This is a genomic window from Streptomyces sp. NPDC005775 (assembly GCF_042871565.1).
Lineage (GTDB): Bacteria > Actinomycetota > Actinomycetes > Streptomycetales > Streptomycetaceae > Streptomyces.
Genome location: NZ_JBIAIU010000004.1, coordinates 314,658 through 330,423, shown reverse-complemented (window position 1 = coordinate 330,423; position 15,766 = coordinate 314,658). Strand labels below are relative to the sequence as shown.

Annotated in this window: 15 protein-coding genes; 7 read left to right on the top strand and 8 right to left on the bottom strand. The window is 70.3% G+C overall.

The window, feature by feature from the left end:
* Window positions 1-288: 288 nt before the first annotated feature.
* Complete coding sequence (gene dusB / locus ACFYPA_RS11855) at window positions 289-1,437, bottom strand: tRNA dihydrouridine synthase DusB (protein ID WP_359086381.1); 1,149 nt, start codon at window positions 1,435-1,437, stop codon at window positions 289-291.
* A 130-nt stretch (window positions 1,438-1,567) separates the two neighbouring features.
* Between dusB and bla the strand changes: the two genes are divergently transcribed.
* Window positions 1,568-2,530: a class A beta-lactamase gene (gene bla / locus ACFYPA_RS11850; protein ID WP_359086379.1), complete on the top strand. Its 963-nt coding sequence runs from the start codon at window positions 1,568-1,570 to the stop codon at window positions 2,528-2,530.
* A 15-nt stretch (window positions 2,531-2,545) separates the two neighbouring features.
* Window positions 2,546-4,045: an MFS transporter gene (locus ACFYPA_RS11845; protein WP_359086378.1), complete on the top strand. Its 1,500-nt coding sequence runs from the start codon at window positions 2,546-2,548 to the stop codon at window positions 4,043-4,045.
* Window positions 4,046-4,176: 131 nt separating this feature from the next.
* Here the strand turns inward: ACFYPA_RS11845 and ACFYPA_RS11840 are convergent, their stop codons facing one another.
* From ACFYPA_RS11840 to ACFYPA_RS11830, 3 genes are all read right to left on the bottom strand, one after another.
* Window positions 4,177-4,419: a DUF6243 family protein gene (locus tag ACFYPA_RS11840; RefSeq protein WP_359086377.1), complete on the bottom strand. Its 243-nt coding sequence runs from the start codon at window positions 4,417-4,419 to the stop codon at window positions 4,177-4,179.
* Window positions 4,420-4,598: 179 nt separating this feature from the next.
* Entirely contained in the window at window positions 4,599-4,805 is a 207-nt protein-coding gene (locus ACFYPA_RS11835; RefSeq protein ID WP_359317654.1) for a hypothetical protein, read from the bottom strand.
* A gap of 109 nt (window positions 4,806-4,914) precedes the next feature.
* Window positions 4,915-6,297 (bottom strand): glycine--tRNA ligase, encoded by a 1,383-nt coding sequence (locus tag ACFYPA_RS11830; RefSeq protein WP_359086373.1) that lies wholly within the window; start codon window positions 6,295-6,297, stop codon window positions 4,915-4,917.
* A 208-nt stretch (window positions 6,298-6,505) separates the two neighbouring features.
* Between ACFYPA_RS11830 and ACFYPA_RS11825 the strand changes: the two genes are divergently transcribed.
* From ACFYPA_RS11825 to ACFYPA_RS11810, 4 genes are all read left to right on the top strand, one after another.
* Window positions 6,506-7,459: a metal ABC transporter substrate-binding protein gene (locus ACFYPA_RS11825; protein WP_389131327.1), complete on the top strand. Its 954-nt coding sequence runs from the start codon at window positions 6,506-6,508 to the stop codon at window positions 7,457-7,459.
* Between the two features lie 89 nt (window positions 7,460-7,548).
* Complete coding sequence (locus ACFYPA_RS11820; protein WP_359086369.1) at window positions 7,549-8,331, top strand: metal ABC transporter ATP-binding protein; 783 nt, start codon at window positions 7,549-7,551, stop codon at window positions 8,329-8,331.
* A gap of 2 nt (window positions 8,332-8,333) precedes the next feature.
* Window positions 8,334-9,239, top strand: coding sequence for a metal ABC transporter permease (locus tag ACFYPA_RS11815; protein ID WP_359086367.1), 906 nt, complete (start codon window positions 8,334-8,336; stop codon window positions 9,237-9,239).
* 65 nt (window positions 9,240-9,304) lie between these two features.
* Window positions 9,305-9,739 (top strand): Fur family transcriptional regulator, encoded by a 435-nt coding sequence (locus ACFYPA_RS11810; RefSeq protein ID WP_359086365.1) that lies wholly within the window; start codon window positions 9,305-9,307, stop codon window positions 9,737-9,739.
* Window positions 9,740-9,816: 77 nt separating this feature from the next.
* Here ACFYPA_RS11810 and ACFYPA_RS11805 read toward each other — a convergent pair whose 3' ends face one another.
* The 4 genes from ACFYPA_RS11805 to leuA form a co-directional block, all read right to left on the bottom strand.
* The gene (locus ACFYPA_RS11805) at window positions 9,817-10,644 is read right to left on the bottom strand and encodes an isoprenyl transferase (protein WP_359086363.1); all 828 of its coding nucleotides are present in this window, start codon (window positions 10,642-10,644) and stop codon (window positions 9,817-9,819) included.
* A gap of 21 nt (window positions 10,645-10,665) precedes the next feature.
* A complete protein-coding gene (gene recO / locus ACFYPA_RS11800; protein WP_359086361.1) occupies window positions 10,666-11,412 on the bottom strand; it encodes a DNA repair protein RecO in 747 nt (248 codons plus the stop codon).
* A gap of 231 nt (window positions 11,413-11,643) precedes the next feature.
* Complete coding sequence (locus ACFYPA_RS11795; protein ID WP_359086359.1) at window positions 11,644-12,348, bottom strand: TerB family tellurite resistance protein; 705 nt, start codon at window positions 12,346-12,348, stop codon at window positions 11,644-11,646.
* 215 nt (window positions 12,349-12,563) lie between these two features.
* Window positions 12,564-14,360, bottom strand: coding sequence for a 2-isopropylmalate synthase (gene leuA, locus ACFYPA_RS11790; protein WP_359086357.1), 1,797 nt, complete (start codon window positions 14,358-14,360; stop codon window positions 12,564-12,566).
* Window positions 14,361-14,651: 291 nt separating this feature from the next.
* On the opposite strand from leuA, the gene ACFYPA_RS11785 reads away from it, so the two are divergent.
* Window positions 14,652-15,728 carry a M4 family metallopeptidase gene (locus ACFYPA_RS11785; RefSeq protein ID WP_359086355.1) on the top strand — a complete coding sequence of 359 codons (1,077 nt, stop codon included), beginning with the start codon at window positions 14,652-14,654 and terminating at the stop codon, window positions 15,726-15,728.
* The last annotated feature ends 38 nt before the right edge of the window (window positions 15,729-15,766 follow it).

The following is a 15,766-nucleotide window of genomic DNA, read 5'->3' as shown; positions in this document are numbered from 1 at the left end:
GCAGTGCCATCATTTGAGAAGTGCAGCCTGCTTTTTTGCGCTCATGTGAGCAAGATGTGGCTCAAGGTGGCGAGAATCACGCCGCAGACGCCGCTCAGATGTCACCATCCGGACGCCTCCCAGGTGGCTGGCGGTGGCCCATCGCTCACACAGGGGCAGCGAATCACGCCATGCGGATGCACCGAACGTCACTTCTCGGCCCGACGAGGCCGATTTTCGCTTGATTTCACGCTCAAATGAGCACGCCTGCCGAGGGGCACCGAGTGCCCCTCCCGGCGGGGAGGGCTGTCAGCCGCCCGAGGTGTCCAGTTCCGCGTCGGCACTGACGCCCGCGCAGTCGTACGGGTCCTTCAGCCAGCCGTCCGGGAGGACCACCCGGTTGTTGCCGGAGGTGCGCCCGCGGGGGCCGTCGGCGCCGTCCGGCCACGGCTGGTCCAGCTCCAGCTCGTGCAGCTGGGAACCGAGCTGCTCCAGCGACGAGGTGATCGCCAGCTTCTTGCGCATCTCTGAGCCGACCGCGAAGCCCTTCAGGTACCAGGCCACGTGCTTGCGGAAGTCGATCACGCCGCGGGTCTCGTCACCGATCCACTCCCCCAGCAGCGTCGCGTGCCGCAGCATGACGTCCGCGACGGTGCGCAGGGTGGGCGCCTGCCTCGTCCCCGTACCCTCGAACGCGCTCACCAGGTCGGCGAAGAGCCAGGGGCGGCCCAGGCAGCCGCGGCCCACGACCACGCCGTCGCAGCCGGTCTCGCGCATCATCCGCAGGGCGTCGTCCGCGCACCAGATGTCGCCGTTGCCGAGGACGGGGATCTCGGGGACGTGCTCCTTGAGCCGGGCGATGGCGTCCCAGTCGGCGGTGCCGCCGTAGTGCTGGGCGGCCGTCCTGCCGTGCAGGGCGACGGCCGTGACGCCCTCCTCCACGGCGATCCGTCCGGCGTCGAGGAAGGTGATGTGGTCGTCGTCGATGCCCTTGCGCATCTTGATGGTGACGGGCAGGTCACCGGCGTTCGAGACGGCCTGGTTGAGGATCGCGCGCAGCAGCGGCCTCTTGTACGGGAGCGCCGAGCCGCCGCCCTTGCGGGTGACCTTGGGGACCGGGCAGCCGAAGTTCAGGTCGATGTGGTCGGCGAGGTCCTCGTCGACGATCATGCGGACGGCCTTGCCGACCGTGACCGGGTCCACTCCGTACAGCTGGATCGAGCGCGGGGTCTCGCTCGCGTCGAAGCGGATGAGCTGCATGGTCTTCTCGTTGCGCTCGACCAGGGCCCGCGTCGTGATCATCTCGCTGACGAACAGCCCCTTGCCGCCCGAGAACTCCCGGCACAGGGTGCGGAAGGGCGCGTTGGTGATGCCGGCCATGGGGGCCAGGACCACCGGCGGCTGCACGGTGTGCGGGCCGATGCGGAGCAACTGGGGCGAGGGAGCGAGCGTGGTCATTCCCCCATTGTCGCGTACCCCGGGAACTGCTCCGGTGGCGCGGGCCGCCCGGGGGTGCGGGCCCGTTGTCGGACCGGCCACGTAGCGTGAGGAGCTCGTACCTCTCCAGCGAACGAAGGACACGATGACCATGAACTCCACCCGCCGCTTAGGCCGGACCGCATCGACGGCCTCGACGACCGCCCCGTCCCCCACCCGCCGCACCCTGCTCTCGATGGGCACCGCGGGCGCCGCCGGTGCGCTGCTCGTCGCCGCCGCGGGCCCCTCACGGGCCGCGTCGCGGACACCGGGGCCCGGGTCCGCCACCGCCCGGCTGCGTGAGCTGGAGCGCCTCCACGGCGCCCGGGTCGGCGCCTTCGCGTACAACCTGGCCACCGGGGTCGCCGTGCGGCACCGGGCCGATGAGCGGTTCCCCGTGCTCTCCACGTTCAAGACGCTCGCCGCGGCAGCGGTGCTGCGGGATCTGGACCGGGACGGCGAGGTGCTCGGCCGCCTCATCCGCTACACGAAGGAGGACTGCGTCTCCGATTCCCGGGTCACCGACACCCCGGAATGCCTCGCGAGCGGGCTGACCATCGCGCAGCTCTGCGACGCGGCGATCTGCGACAGCGACAACACCGCGGCCAACCTGCTCCTGCGCGAGCTCGGAGGCCCCCACGCCATCACCCGCTTCAGCCGCTCGATCGGCGACCCGGTGACGCGGCTCGACCGCTGGGAGCCCAAGCTCAATTCGGCCGAACCCGGGCGGCGTACGGACACCACCACGCCGGCCGCCATCGCGCGCGACTACGCCCGGCTCGTGCTCGGGGACGTGCTGGAATCCGGCGACCGCGAGCGGCTGACCGGCTGGCTGCTGAACTGCCGGACCAGCGGAACCCGTTTCCGGGCCGGGCTGCCTCCCGAGTGGACCGTCGCGGACAAGACCGGCGGCGGCTCGTACGGCAGTTGCAACGACGTGGGCATCGCCTGGACGCAGGAGGGGGTTCCCGTGGTGCTGGCGGTGCTGACCACCAAACCCGACGCGGACGCGCCGGGGGACCACCCGCTGGTGGCCGGGGTGGCGAAGGTACTGGCAGCGGAAGTCGTTAGTTAGCCGTACTATCCATGCATGCCCGAGCTCAGCCACCGGCGACGGATGCTCGTACTGGCGATCTGCTGCATGAGCCTGCTGATCGTCAGTCTCGACAACACCGTCCTCAACGTTGCCCTGCCCGCCATGCGCCATGACCTGGACGCGAGCGTCGCGGGGATGCAGTGGACGATCGACGCGTACACGCTCGTCCTTGCCTCCCTGCTGATGCTCGCGGGCTCCACCGCCGACCGCATCGGCAGACGCAAGGTCTTCATGGCCGGCCTCGTCCTGTTCACCGTGGGGTCGGCCCTCTGTTCTCTGGCACCCAGCCTGGAGGCGCTCATCGCGTTCCGGATGGTGCAGGCCGTCGGTGGCTCGATGCTCAACCCGGTGGCGATGTCGATCATCACCAACACCTTCACCGATCCCCGCGAACGCGCGCGGGCGATCGGTGTCTGGGGCGCGGTCGTGGGCATCTCCATGGCCGCGGGCCCGGTGGTCGGCGGCCTCCTGGTCGATTCCGTCGGCTGGCGGTCGATCTTCTGGATCAACCTGCCCGTCGGCATCGCCGCACTGCTGCTGACGTGGCGGTACATCTCCGAGTCCCGCGCCCCGAAGGCACGCCGCCCCGACCCGGTGGGCCAGCTGCTGGTGATCACGCTGCTGGGCTCGCTGACGTACGCGATCATCGAGGCGCCGCAGAAGGGCTGGACCTCGGTGGAGATTCTGCTCTTCGCCGCACTCGCGGCGGCCTCGCTGGCCGGTCTGCTGGTGTACGAGTCCCGGCGCACCGACCCGCTGATCGAGCTGCGCTTCTTCCGCAGCGCCCCCTTCAGCGGGGCCACGATCATCGCGGTCACCGCCTTCGCCGCCCTCGGCGGCTTCCTCTTCCTCAACACCCTCTATCTGCAGGACGTACGAGGTCTCAGCGCACTCGACGCCGGTCTCTACATGCTGCCGATGGCCGCTGTGGTGTGTGTCCTGTCGCCGCTCTCGGGCCGCATCGTCGCCAGTCGCGGGCCGCGCATCCCGCTGCTGGTCGCGGGCGGCTCGATCGCCGTGAGCGGGCTGATGTTCGCGGCGTTCGACGCGGAGACCGGCACGGCCTCGATGTTCACCGCCTACGTGCTGTTCGGCCTGGGCTTCGGCGCGGTGAACGCGCCCATCACCAACACCGCCGTCTCCGGCATGCCGCGCGCCCAGGCGGGCGTCGCCGCCGCGGTCGCGTCGACCAGCCGCCAGATCGGCCAGACGCTGGGCGTCGCCGTGATCGGGGCGGTGCTCGCGGCGGGGGTGGCCGACGCCGGTTCCTCGTACGGCACCGGGGCGGCGGACGACTTCGTCGCGGCGAGCAGGGCCGCCTGGTGGATCATCACCGGCTGCGGGGTGTGCGTCCTGCTGGTCGGCGCGGTGAGCAGCGGGCCCTGGGCCCGCAGCACCGCTCGCCGGACCGCGGAACGGCTGGAGGAGCCCGCGGCCGTGGCCCCGTCCGGGGCTCCCGCGGGTCAGTCCTCGGCGTCGGGCACCAAGGCCTGAGAGGCTGCCGGGTGACGTCGGGTGGCGTCCGGCCGTGAAGCGGACGCGGTGGGCCCGGAACACCTGAGGTGTTCCGGGCCCACGGTCGTACGGGTGGTGCGAACCGCTCTGTGCGATTCCTCAGCGAGGCGTCAGCTCTGCGCGGGCGCGTCCTGCTCCGGCGCGTCCTGCTCCGGGGCGTCCTGCTCGGCGATGGCGTCCGACGTCTCGCCGCCGGCGGCGCGCTCGCGCATCTTGCGCAGCAGCTCCGCCTTCTGCTCGGCGGCCGACTTCAGGTCGGCGTTGCGCTCGGGGCCGACGCCCTGCTGCTCGGCGCGGGACATCTTCTTGCGCTGTCCGCCGACGCCGAGGAGGTTGTTACGGCTCTTGGCCACGGGGTTCTCCCATTCGTGGTGAAAGTGAGGTCTGAAAAGACCTGGGACCGGTCCGGTGGGCGGCGGGTGGTCGAACCCGCCGCACTCTCACTCGTAGATCTGGAAGAACGAATACATGCGCAAACGGTACCCCGGCCCGTGCGGCCGCGGCACCGGGTTTTCTCCCCGCCGGGGGACCCCTACCCGGCCGTCGGGTCGACCGTCGCCTGATGGGCTTCGGCGAGGTGCTCCTCGGCCTTGAGCCAGGGCAGGAACTGCACCGCCCTGCGCCAGTCGCAGGTGTCGCAGCTCAGCTGCCGCCGGCCTCCCGACTTCCGCACGTGAACGACGTGTTCACGGCCGTGCTGGTCCCATCTGCTGACCTTGCTCGTGGTCATGGACGGCATCCGAGCCTCCTGAGGGCGAGTGTGCCCAGTCTGCACGAAGCCCCCGGTTCCGTACGGGAGTACGGGGAACCGGGGGCTTCGTCCAGCGGGTGCCGGCGGGTGCGACGTGTCAGCAGCCGAGCAGGCGGGCGCCGAGGTACGCCTGGATCTGGTCCAGCGAGACGCGCTCCTGCTTCATCGTGTCGCGCTCGCGCACGGTCACCGCGTTGTCGTCGAGGGTGTCGAAGTCGACGGTGACGCAGAACGGCGTGCCGATCTCGTCCTGGCGACGGTAGCGGCGGCCGATGGCGCCCGCGTCGTCGAACTCGATGTTCCAGTTCTGCCGCAGGTCGGCCGCGAGGCCCTTGGCCTTCGGCGAGAGCTGCGGGTTGCGGGACAGCGGCAGGACCGCGACCTTGACCGGCGCCAGGCGCGGGTCGAGGCGCATCACGGTGCGCTTCTCCATGACGCCCTTGGCGTTGGGCGCCTCGTCCTCGATGTAGGCGTCCAGCAGGAAGGCCAGCATCGAGCGGCCGACACCGGCCGCGGGCTCGATGACGTAGGGGGTCCAGCGCTCGCCGGCCTCCTGGTCGTAGAACTGCAGGTCGGTGCCGGACGCCTTGGAGTGCGCCTTGAGGTCGTAGTCCGTGCGGTTGGCGACGCCCTCCAGCTCGCCCCACTCGCTGCCGCCGAAGCGGAAGCGGTACTCGATGTCAGCGGTGCGCTTGGAGTAGTGGGAGAGCTTCTCCGCGGGGTGCTCGAACCACCGCATGTTCTCCTCGCGCATGCCGAGGCCGGTGTACCAGTTCCAGCGCTGCTCCATCCAGTACTCCTGCCACTGCTCGTCCTCGCCCGGCTTGACGAAGAACTCCATCTCCATCTGCTCGAACTCGCGCGTGCGGAAGATGAAGTTGCCCGGAGTGATCTCGTTCCGGAAGGACTTGCCCATCTGCGCGATGCCGAACGGCGGCTTCTTGCGCGAGGTCTGCTGCACCTGGCCGAAGTTGGTGAAGATGCCCTGGGCGGTCTCGGGGCGCAGGTAGGCGACCGAGCCGGAGTCCTGGGTCGGGCCGAGGTGCGTGGAGAGGAGGCCGGAGAACGCCTTGGGCTCGGTGAAGGTGCCCTTGTTGCCGCAGTTGGGGCAGTTGAGGTCGGCGAGGCCGTTGACCGGCGGCTTGCCGTGCTTCTCCTCGTACGCCTCCTCCAGGTGGTCCGCGCGGTAGCGCTTGTGGCAGGAGGTGCACTCGGTCAGCGGGTCGGAGAACGTGGCGACGTGGCCGGAGGCCACCCACACCTCGGGCGCCAGGATGACCGACGAGTCGAGTCCGACCACGTCCTCGCGCGAGGTGACCATGTAGCGCCACCACTGACGCTTCAGGTTCTCCTTGAGCTCGACACCCAGCGGCCCGTAGTCCCAGGCGGCACGCTGACCACCGTAGATCTCACTGCAGGGGTAGACGAAGCCACGGCGCTTGCTCAGGCTGACGATGGAGTCGATCTTGTCGGCGGCCACGGTGCTCTCTTCATTACGACGACGGGATGGGACAAGGCTGACGCGTAGCGCCTCGGTGGGGCGTGGTGGTCGGGAGACGGGTGCGCGGATGCCTCAGATTACCGGCGGGCACGCCCCTTCGATCAAATCGGTATCGGGACAGCCGCTTCCGAAGGCATCTCATCTGCCTTGTTGACAATCGTTTCCACTTTTGTTGAAAATGACTGTCATGAACGTACGCCGCCTCATACCCACGACCGCCGTCGCCGGAGCAGTCGTCCTCGGCCTCACCGCCCTCTCCGCCTGCTCGACCTCGGACGCCGCCGACCGCAGGAGCGGTGACAAACTGAACGTGGTGGCGTCGTTCTACCCGATGCAGTTCCTGGCCGAGCAGATCGGCGGGAACCACGTCTCCGTCTCCACGCTGACCAAGCCGGGCGTGGAGCCGCACGACCTGGAGCTCAGCCCGCGGGAGGTCGGCGGCCTCAGCGACGCGGACTACATCCTCTACCTCAAGGGCCTCCAGCCGGCCGTCGACGACGCGATCGAGCAGTCCGAGTCCAAGCACGGCGTCAACGCCGCGGCGCTCACCACGCTGGAGGACCACGGCGCCGAGGTCGGCGGCGAGGAGCACGCCCACGAGCACGAGGGCGAGGAGGCCGGCGCCGACCCGCACATCTGGCTGGACCCGGTGAAGTACGCCCAGGTCGCCAAGGGCGTGGGTGCGTCCCTGGCGAAGACCGACCCGGACCACGCCGCGGACTACCGCAAGAACACCGACGCCCTGGTCACCAAGCTCGACGCGCTCGACACCGCGTACGAAAAGGGGCTGAAGAACACCGCCACCAAGACGTTCATCACCACCCACTCCGCCTTCGGGTACCTCGCCGAGCGCTACGGCCTCACCCAGGAGGGCATCGCCGGCATCGACCCCGAGGCCGAGCCCAGCCCCGCCCGGATCAGTGCCCTGCACGCGATCGCGCGGGAGAAGAAGGTCACCACCGTCTTCTTCGAGACGCTCGCCAGCGACAAGACGGCGAAGACCGTCGCCCGGGACACCGGCCTGAAGACCGACGTCCTGGACCCGCTGGAGGGAATCACCGGCAAGTCCAAGGGCGATGACTACATCGGGGTCATGGAGTCCAACCTCGCCGCGCTCCAGAAGGCGCTCGGCGCGAAGTGAGCGCTCCCTCGGACCCCGCAGACCCCTCAGACCCCGCAGACCCCGCAGACCCGGTCGACCCGCACCGCGCAGCAGCACCGGAGGCGCTCATGCCCGAGCCCCATGGCTCCACACCCGAACCCGTGATCGTCGTACGCGACGCCGCGGCCGTCCTCGGCGCGCGCCCCGTGCTGCGCGGCATCGACCTGACCGTGCGCCGCGGCGAGGTCGTCGCGCTGCTCGGCGCCAACGGTTCCGGCAAGTCGACCGCCGTACGCTCCGTCATCGGCCAGGTCCCGCTCACGGGCGGCACCGTCGAACTCTTCGGCACCCCGCTGCGCCGCTTCCGCGACTGGGCCCGGGTCGGTTACGTACCGCAGCGCACCACGGCGGCCGGCGGCGTGCCCGCCACGATCCGCGAGGTCGTCGCCTCCGGGCGGCTGTCGCGCACCAAGCTGGGGCTCCCCCGCAAGGCCGACCGGGCCGCCGTCGACCGCGCCATCGCGCTCGTCGGCCTCGCCGACCGGGCCAAGGACTCGGTGGACGCCCTCTCCGGGGGTCAGCACCAGCGCGTACTGATCGCCCGCGCGCTCGCTTCCGAACCCGAGCTGCTGATCATGGACGAGCCGATGGCCGGCGTCGACCTGGCCAGCCAGGAGATCCTCGCCGAGACGTTGCGCGAGCAGGTCGCGGCCGGCACCACCGTGCTGCTCGTCCTGCACGAGCTCGGCCCGCTGGAGCCCCTGATCGACCGGGCGGTCGTGCTGCGCGACGGCTGCGTGATGCACGACGGCCCGCCCCCGAAGGCCCTGGGGCAGCACGCCCTGCCCGGCCACGACCACGTACACCCCCACGCGGCCTCCGAGCCCGTCCGGACGGGACTGCTGAGCTGATCATGGAATTCCTCACCCCTCCCTTCATGCAGCGGGCCCTGATCGCCGCCGTGCTGGTCGGCGTCATCGCCCCCGCCGTCGGCATCTACCTGGTGCAACGCCGGCAGGCCCTGATGGGCGACGGCATCGGCCACATCGCGATGACCGGCGTCGGCCTCGGCTTCCTGCTCTCCACCAGCCCGGTCTGGATGGCCACGGCCGTCGCCGTCGTCGGCGCCGTCACCATGGAACTGATCCGCTGGTACGGACGCACCCGCGGCGACATCGCCCTGGCGATGCTCTTCTACGGCGGCATGGCGGGCGGTGTCCTGCTGATCAATCTCTCCGACACCGGCTCCAACGCCAACCTCACCTCGTACCTCTTCGGCTCGCTGTCCACGGTCTCCTCCGAGGACATCACCGCGATCGCCCTGCTGGCCGCGTTCGTGCTGCTGGTGACGGTGGGGCTGCGACGGCAGCTGTTCGCCGTCAGCCAGGACGAGGAGTTCGCCCGGGTCACCGGGCTGCCCGTGCGCGTACTGAACCTGCTGATCGCGGTCACCGCCGCGGTCACCGTCACCGTCGCGATGCGGGTCGTCGGGCTGCTGCTGGTCAGCGCCCTGATGGTGGTCCCGGTGGCCGCCGCGCAGCAGATCACCCGCTCGTTCAAGGTGACGTTCGTGCTGTCGGTCGCCGTGGGGGTCGCGGTGACCCTGGCCGGCACCATCACGTCGTACTACCAGGACGTCCCGCCGGGCGCGACGATCGTGCTGCTGGCCATCGGGGTGTTCATCGCCCTGACGCTGCTCGCCACCCCGCTGGCCCGGGTCCGCGCCCGCCGCCGCCGCGAAACGGCGGACGAGCGGTGCACCCTGGAAGTACCGGCCACCCGCCGGGCCGGGGACGACGTACCCGTGAGGTCGGCCTGACCCCGCCGCCGGTGCGGACTGGCACAATGGCCCGACATACGTACGGGCGACACGAGGAGGCTCCTGTGGCGACGGCGCCGATCAGTGGAACGAACGCGGCACCGGTACGCGGCCGGTCGACCCGGCAACGGGCAGCGGTGGCGGCGGCGCTCGACGAGGTGGACGAGTTCCGCAGCGCCCAGGACCTGCACGACGTGCTCAAGCACCGGGGCGACTCGGTCGGGCTGACCACGGTCTACCGCACCCTGCAGTCCCTCGCGGACGCGGGCGAGGTCGACGTGCTGCGCACCACCGAGGGCGAGTCCGTCTACCGCCGGTGTTCGACCGGTGACCACCACCACCATCTGGTCTGCCGGATGTGCGGCAAGGCCGTCGAGGTCGAGGGCCCGGCGGTGGAGCAGTGGGCCGAGACCATCGCGGCGCAGCACGGCTTCGTGAACGTGGCGCACACGGTCGAGGTCTTCGGTACGTGTATGGAGTGCGCGAGCGCCAAGGGGTGACACCCCGGCCCCCGCCCCTCGCCCGCGAGGCGAAGGGGCGGGGGGCGAAAGGGCGGGGTGATCGTACCGGCGAGGGTTCAGGCCGTGGGCTCCGCCTCCTGGGCCGCCTCCACCGCACCGCCGAAGCGCCGGTCGCGCTGGGCGAACTCCAGGCAGGCCCGCCACAGGTCGCGGCGGTCGAAGTCCGGCCACAGCACGTCCTGGAAGACCATCTCGGCGTACGCGCTCTGCCAGATCAGGTAGTTGGACGTGCGCTGCTCGCCGCTGGGGCGGACGAAGAGGTCGACGTCCGGCATGTCCGGGTAGTAGGTGTACTTCGCGAACGTCTTCTCGTTGACCTTCGACGGGTCGAGCTTCCCGGCGGCGACGTCCTGGGCGATCCGCTGCGCGGCGTCCGCGATCTCGGCGCGGCCGCCGTAGTTGACGCAGAAGTACAGCGTCATCTTGTCGTTGTCCTTGGTCTGCTCCTGGGCGACCTGGAGTTCCTGGACGACGGACTTCCACAGCTTCGGCATGCGGCCGACCCAGCGGATGCGGATGCCGAGTTCGTCCATCTCGTCGCGCCGGCGGCGGATGACGTCCCGGTTGAAGTTCATGAGGAACTTCACCTCCTCCGGGGACCGCTTCCAGTTCTCCGTCGAGAACGCGTACAGCGAGAGGTTCTTGACGCCCATCTCGATGCAGCCCTTGAGCACGTCCATCACGACGCCCTCGCCGACCTTGTGGCCCTCGGTGCGCGGCAGACCGCGCTCCTTGGCCCAGCGGCCGTTGCCGTCCATGACGACGGCGACGTGCTTGGGCACCAGCTCACCGGGGATCTTCGGGGGCACGGCACCGGACGGGTGCGGCTCCGGGGTCTTGTGGTCGCGCCGGTTACGGCCGCCGAGGAATCCGCGTACTGCCATGAGCTTCTCAGTCTCCCTGTGTCACTTCTCTACGTACCGCAGTGAGCGCAGCCCGCGCTCCAGATGCCAGTGCAGATAGGCGGACACCAGCCCGCTCCCCTCCCTGACGTGACGCGGCTCGCACGCGTCCGCCGTCTCCCAGTCGCCGGAGAGCAGTGCGCTCAGCAGGGTGACGGCCTCAGCCGAGGGTACGACGCTGCCGGGCACCCGGCAGTCACCGCATATGACGCCGCCCGCCGCGACGGAGAAGAACCGGTTCGGACCGGGCATTCCGCACCGGGCGCAGTCGACGAAGCTGGGGGCGTAGCCGTTGACCGCGAGGGAGCGCAGCAGGAAGGCGTCGAGGATGAGGTGGGGCTCGTGCTCCCCCCGGGCCAGGGTGCGCAGGCCGCCCACCAGCAGCAGGTACTGCTGGACCGCGGGTTCGCCCTCGTGGTCGGTGAAGCGTTCGGCGGTCTCCAGCATCGCGGTGCCCGCGGTGTAGCGCCCGTAGTCGGTGACGATTCCGCCGCCGTACGGGGCGATGGTCTCGCTCTGGGTGCAGAGCGGCAGTCCGCGCCCGATCAGCTCGCTGCCGCGTGCGAAGAACTGCACGTCCACGTGGGAGAACGGCTCCAGCCGGGCCCCGAACTTCGACTTCGTGCGCCGCACACCGCGCGCGACGGCCCGTACCCGGCCGTGGCCGCGGGTCAGGATCGTGATGATCCGGTCGGCCTCGCCCAGCTTCTGCGTGCGGAGCACCACGCCGTCGTCCCGGAACAAGCTCATGGCTCCATTGTCCGGTACGCGGGGGGCCCGGCGTGCCCGCCCCCGGAACCCGGTGCGGTCGGTTCCCGTCCGCGCCGCCGCCCGCGGGCACGACGAGCCCCGATTCGTGGGCGACGATCACCGGCTGGGCCCGGTCGCGGGCACCCGGCTTGCCCATGATCCGGCTGACGTGGGTACGCGTCGCACCGGGGGCCGACTTCTCCGCTGCCGCCGGGAAGGGTACGGCGGCGTTCAGGAGGGCGTGCGCGCCGCCGCCGCGAGCAACCGTGCGGTGTCCTCGTCGCGCAGGCGCAGCGCGCCGCCGATCGTGGTCAGCACCTCGCGCTCGGCGGGGCTGTACGGGCCGTCGGCGAGGGCGATCCGGGCGCCCTGGAGCAGAATCGATTCGCGGCCCGCGGGCGCCAGGTGCGGGGCGAGGGGCTCCAGCGCCTCGTGGAGTTCGATGGCGAGGGCCGCGCCGCAGGCCTCTGCCGCGGGGTCGAACGGGGAGCCGTGGCCGATGTCGGCGGAGAGGATCTCGACGACGGTGGCGAGCTGCTCCCGCGTGCAGTCGTCGAAGCCGGCGCCGCGCACGGTGTCGACGGCCGTCTCCAGGACCGTACGGGAGGTGCTGCCGCCTGCGGCGAGGACTCCGAGGGTCGTGGTGTGGACGGCGTCCCTGAGCATCGCGGAGAACCGCGTCGTGGTGGGGTGGTCGAGCGCCTCGGTGTCGAAGTGGGCGTGGCAGGCGGCGCATTCGACGACCGGGCCCACGGTGCCGCGCCGCAGCAGCGGCACACCGAGGACGGTGAAGCGGCGGCGGCCGGTCAGCCGGCGGTAGTTGCGGTCGCCCCCGCAGCCCGGACAGAAGAACTCGCCGTCACCGACGGTGTCCCACCACGTACGGATGCCGCAGATACGCAGCTTTGTGGCGCTTTGTCCCAGGGCTGACCGCACGTCGCACACCTCCGTAATTCCCCCGTAGCCGGAAGGGCACGGGAGGCGCCCCCCTCGGCAACATTGCCGTGTTGGACGTGATGTTAACCACATCCATGAAGCGGCGTCAGCACCTCGATCGTCACAACCGCCCGGAGATGGCCGAACCCCGCCCCCCGGACGTGGGGGACGGGGCTCTCGGACCGTACGACTTCATGCCCTTCCGGGCGCCCGGGTCAGCGGGTGGCGCGGTTGACCGCGGAGACGACCGCCTTCAGTGAGGCCCGCGTGGTGTTGGGGTCGATGCCGATGCCCCACAGGACCTTCCCGTCGATGGCGCACTCGATGTACGAGGCGGCCTGCGCGCTCGCGCCCTCGCTCATCGTGTGCTCGGTGTAGTCCAGCAGCCGCGCGTCGATGCCGATGGCCTGCAGCGCTTCGAAGAACGCGGAGATCGGGCCGTTGCCGGTGCCGGTGAGCACGGTGTCCGCGCCGTCCACCGTCGCCTCGACGGTGATCGTGTCCCGGCCGTCCGAACCGGTCGTGCTCTGCCCGGAGCGGATCTGTACGCGCCCCCACTGAGCCGCGGTGTCCTCCGGGTTGGGCAGGTACTCGTCCTGGAACGCGGTCCAGATCTGCGCCGGCGTGACCTCGCCGCCCTCGGCGTCGGTCTTGGCCTGAATGATCCGGGAGAACTCGATCTGCATCCGGCGCGGCAGGTCCAGCTTGTGGTCGTTCTTCAGGACGTACGCGATCCCGCCCTTGCCGGACTGCGAGTTGACCCGGATGACGGCCTCGTAGGAGCGGCCGACGTCCTTCGGGTCGATCGGCAGGTACGGCACCGCCCACTCGATGTCGTCGACGGTCTTGCCCTGGGCGGCCGCGTCGGCCTCCATGGCGTCGAAGCCCTTCTTGATGGCGTCCTGGTGGGAGCCGGAGAAGGACGTGTAGACCAGGTCGCCCGCGTAGGGGTGGCGCGGGTGGACCTCCATCTGGTTGCAGTACTCGCTGGTGCGGCGGATCTCGTCGATCTGCGAGAAGTCGATCTGCGGGTCCACGCCCTGGGAGAACAGGTTCATGCCCAGCGTCACCAGGTCGACGTTTCCGGTGCGCTCGCCCTGGCCGAACAGGCAGCCCTCGATCCGGTCCGCCCCGGCCATCAGGGCCAGTTCGGCGGCGGCGACGGCGGTGCCGCGGTCGTTGTGCGGGTGGACGGACAGGCAGACGAACGCGCGGCGCGACAGGTTGCGCGACATCCACTCGAACCGGTCCGCGTGCGTGGACGGCGTCGAACGCTCCACGGTGGCGGGCAGGTTGAGGATGATCTCGCGGCCCTCCTCGGGCTGCCAGACGTCACAGACCGCCTCGCAGACCTCCAGGGCGAAGTCCAGCTCGGTGTCGGTGAAGATCTCCGGGCTGTACTGGTAGCCGAAGATCGTCTCCTCGCCCAGGATCTTCTCGGCGTACTCCATGACCAGCCGGGTGCCGTCCACCGCGATCTGCTTGACCTGCTCCTTCGAGCCGCGGAAGACCACGCGGCGGAAGGTGGGTGCGGTCGCGTTGTACAGGTGCACGGTGGCGCGGTGGGCGCCGACCAGTGATTCGATGGTGCGCTCGATCAGTTCCTCGCGGGCCTGCGTCAGGACGGAGATCGTCACGTCCTCGGGGATCGCGCCCTCTTCGATGATGGAGCGCACGAAGGCGAAGTCGGTCTCGCCGGAGGACGGGAAGCCGACCTCGATCTCCTTGTAGCCCATGCGCACCAGCAGGTCGAACATCTCGCGCTTGCGGGCCGGCGACATCGGGTCGATCAGGGCCTGGTTGCCGTCACGCAGGTCGGTGGAGAGCCAGCGGGGCGCGGTGGTGACCCGCTTACCGGGCCAGGTGCGGTCGGGGATCTCGACGGCCTCGTAGCGCCCGTACTTGTGGACCGGCATCCCGGACGGCTTCTGCAGGCCCGTGGCGTTGGTGATCGGCGTGGGGCGGCCCACGGCGTTCACGGCGGGGGTCTGCGCGGGGTTCACTTCGGTCATGGCGTACGGCTCCTCGGGGTCCTGCGGGGGACGGCCGACTGTGTTGCTGCAACACCAGACTCCGCGGGGAGGGGGTCGGCCTACGACTACAGGCCCTCGCCGCGGCAGCTAAGAAGAAGCAGCCCGAAACGCATGATGCGAAGAGACTAACCGAGGGGCGCCCGAGACGTCGGTGCCGTATCAGTATGCGGGATCGGACCCGCTAACCGTCGAACAGTGAGGGATCACTCTATTTCGTCAATCCTGGTAGCAACCAGTGACAAGGTGGTCACGCACTGCCACAGTCGATGTATGCAGCCTCGATCTCAGCACGAACCCCGTCCTGTCTTCTGCACCATCGTGCCGCCCCACGTCCTCGACAAGCTGTCGCAGTCCGACGATCCCGTCCTGGCGGGCCCGGCCCGCCGCACCCTGGAGGCCGACGCCGCCCGGCGCACCCGCCGCCAGGTGACCACCGTCGTCCGGCCCCCCGCCGCGCCCGCGCCGGAGAAGGACCGGTCCGGCAAACCCGACCGCACGCTCTACGACTGCCGCCACGGCACGGACCTGCCGGGCACGAAGGTCCGCTCCGAGGGCGAGGAGCCCACGTCCGACGCCAGCGTCAACCGCGCCTACGCGGGACTCGGCGCCACCTTCGAACTGCTGCTCACCGCCTACGGCCGGCGTTCGATCGACGGCAACGGGCTGCCGCTGATCGGCTCCGTGCACTACGACGAGAAGTACAACAACGCCTTCTTCGACGGCGAGCAGATGGTCTTCGGCGACGGGGACGGGGAGATCTTCCTGGACTTCACCGTCGCCATCGACGTGATCGCGCACGAGCTGGCGCACGGCCTGACCCAGTACACGGCCAACCTGAACTACTACGGCCAGCCCGGCGCGCTCAACGAGTCGGTGTCGGACGTGTTCGGCTCCCTGGTCAAGCAGTACTCACTGGGCCAGACCGCGGCGCAGGCCGACTGGCTGATCGGTGCCGGCCTCCTGGCGCCTCGCGTCCAGGGCGTGGCGCTGCGCTCGATGAAGGCCCCCGGGACCGCGTACGACGACGACGTGCTCGGCAAGGACCCGCAGCCCGCCTCGATGGACGACTACATCCACACCGGCGACGACAACGGCGGGGTGCACCTCAACTCCGGCATCCCCAACCGCGCGTTCTACCTGCTGGCCACGGCGCTCGGCGGCAGTTCCTGGGAACGGGCGGGCCAGCTCTGGTTCGATGTGCTCACGGGTGGTGAACTGACGGTGGACGCGGACTTCGCGTCCTTCGCCCGGCTGACCGTGGCTGCGGCCCGCAGCCGCTTCGGCGAGGGTGACGAGGTGGAGGCGGTCCTCAAGGCCTGGTCGGAGGTGGGCGTGCCGACCGCGTAACCGGCCTGGCCCGAAGGGCAGGCCCGTCGAGGAGGGAC

What these genes read in the sequence shown, in the direction of transcription:
- recO (WP_359086361.1), bottom strand. Translation starts at nt 11,412, where the DNA reads ATGAGCTTGTTCCGGGACGACGGCGTGGTGCTCCGCACGCAGAAGCTG.
- ACFYPA_RS11805 (WP_359086363.1), bottom strand. Translation starts at nt 10,644, where the DNA reads ATGGCAGTACGCGGATTCCTCGGCGGCCGTAACCGGCGCGACCACAAG.
- ACFYPA_RS11845 (WP_359086378.1), top strand. Translation starts at nt 2,546, where the DNA reads ATGCCCGAGCTCAGCCACCGGCGACGGATGCTCGTACTGGCGATCTGC.
- bla (WP_359086379.1), top strand. Translation starts at nt 1,568, where the DNA reads ATGAACTCCACCCGCCGCTTAGGCCGGACCGCATCGACGGCCTCGACG.
- ACFYPA_RS11785 (WP_359086355.1), top strand. Translation starts at nt 14,652, where the DNA reads ATGCAGCCTCGATCTCAGCACGAACCCCGTCCTGTCTTCTGCACCATC.
- ACFYPA_RS11820 (WP_359086369.1), top strand. Translation starts at nt 7,549, where the DNA reads ATGCCCGAGCCCCATGGCTCCACACCCGAACCCGTGATCGTCGTACGC.
- ACFYPA_RS11815 (WP_359086367.1), top strand. Translation starts at nt 8,334, where the DNA reads ATGGAATTCCTCACCCCTCCCTTCATGCAGCGGGCCCTGATCGCCGCC.
- leuA (WP_359086357.1), bottom strand. Translation starts at nt 14,360, where the DNA reads ATGACCGAAGTGAACCCCGCGCAGACCCCCGCCGTGAACGCCGTGGGC.
- ACFYPA_RS11835 (WP_359317654.1), bottom strand. Translation starts at nt 4,805, where the DNA reads ATGCCGTCCATGACCACGAGCAAGGTCAGCAGATGGGACCAGCACGGC.
- ACFYPA_RS11825 (WP_389131327.1), top strand. Translation starts at nt 6,506, where the DNA reads ATGAACGTACGCCGCCTCATACCCACGACCGCCGTCGCCGGAGCAGTC.
- dusB (WP_359086381.1), bottom strand. Translation starts at nt 1,437, where the DNA reads ATGACCACGCTCGCTCCCTCGCCCCAGTTGCTCCGCATCGGCCCGCAC.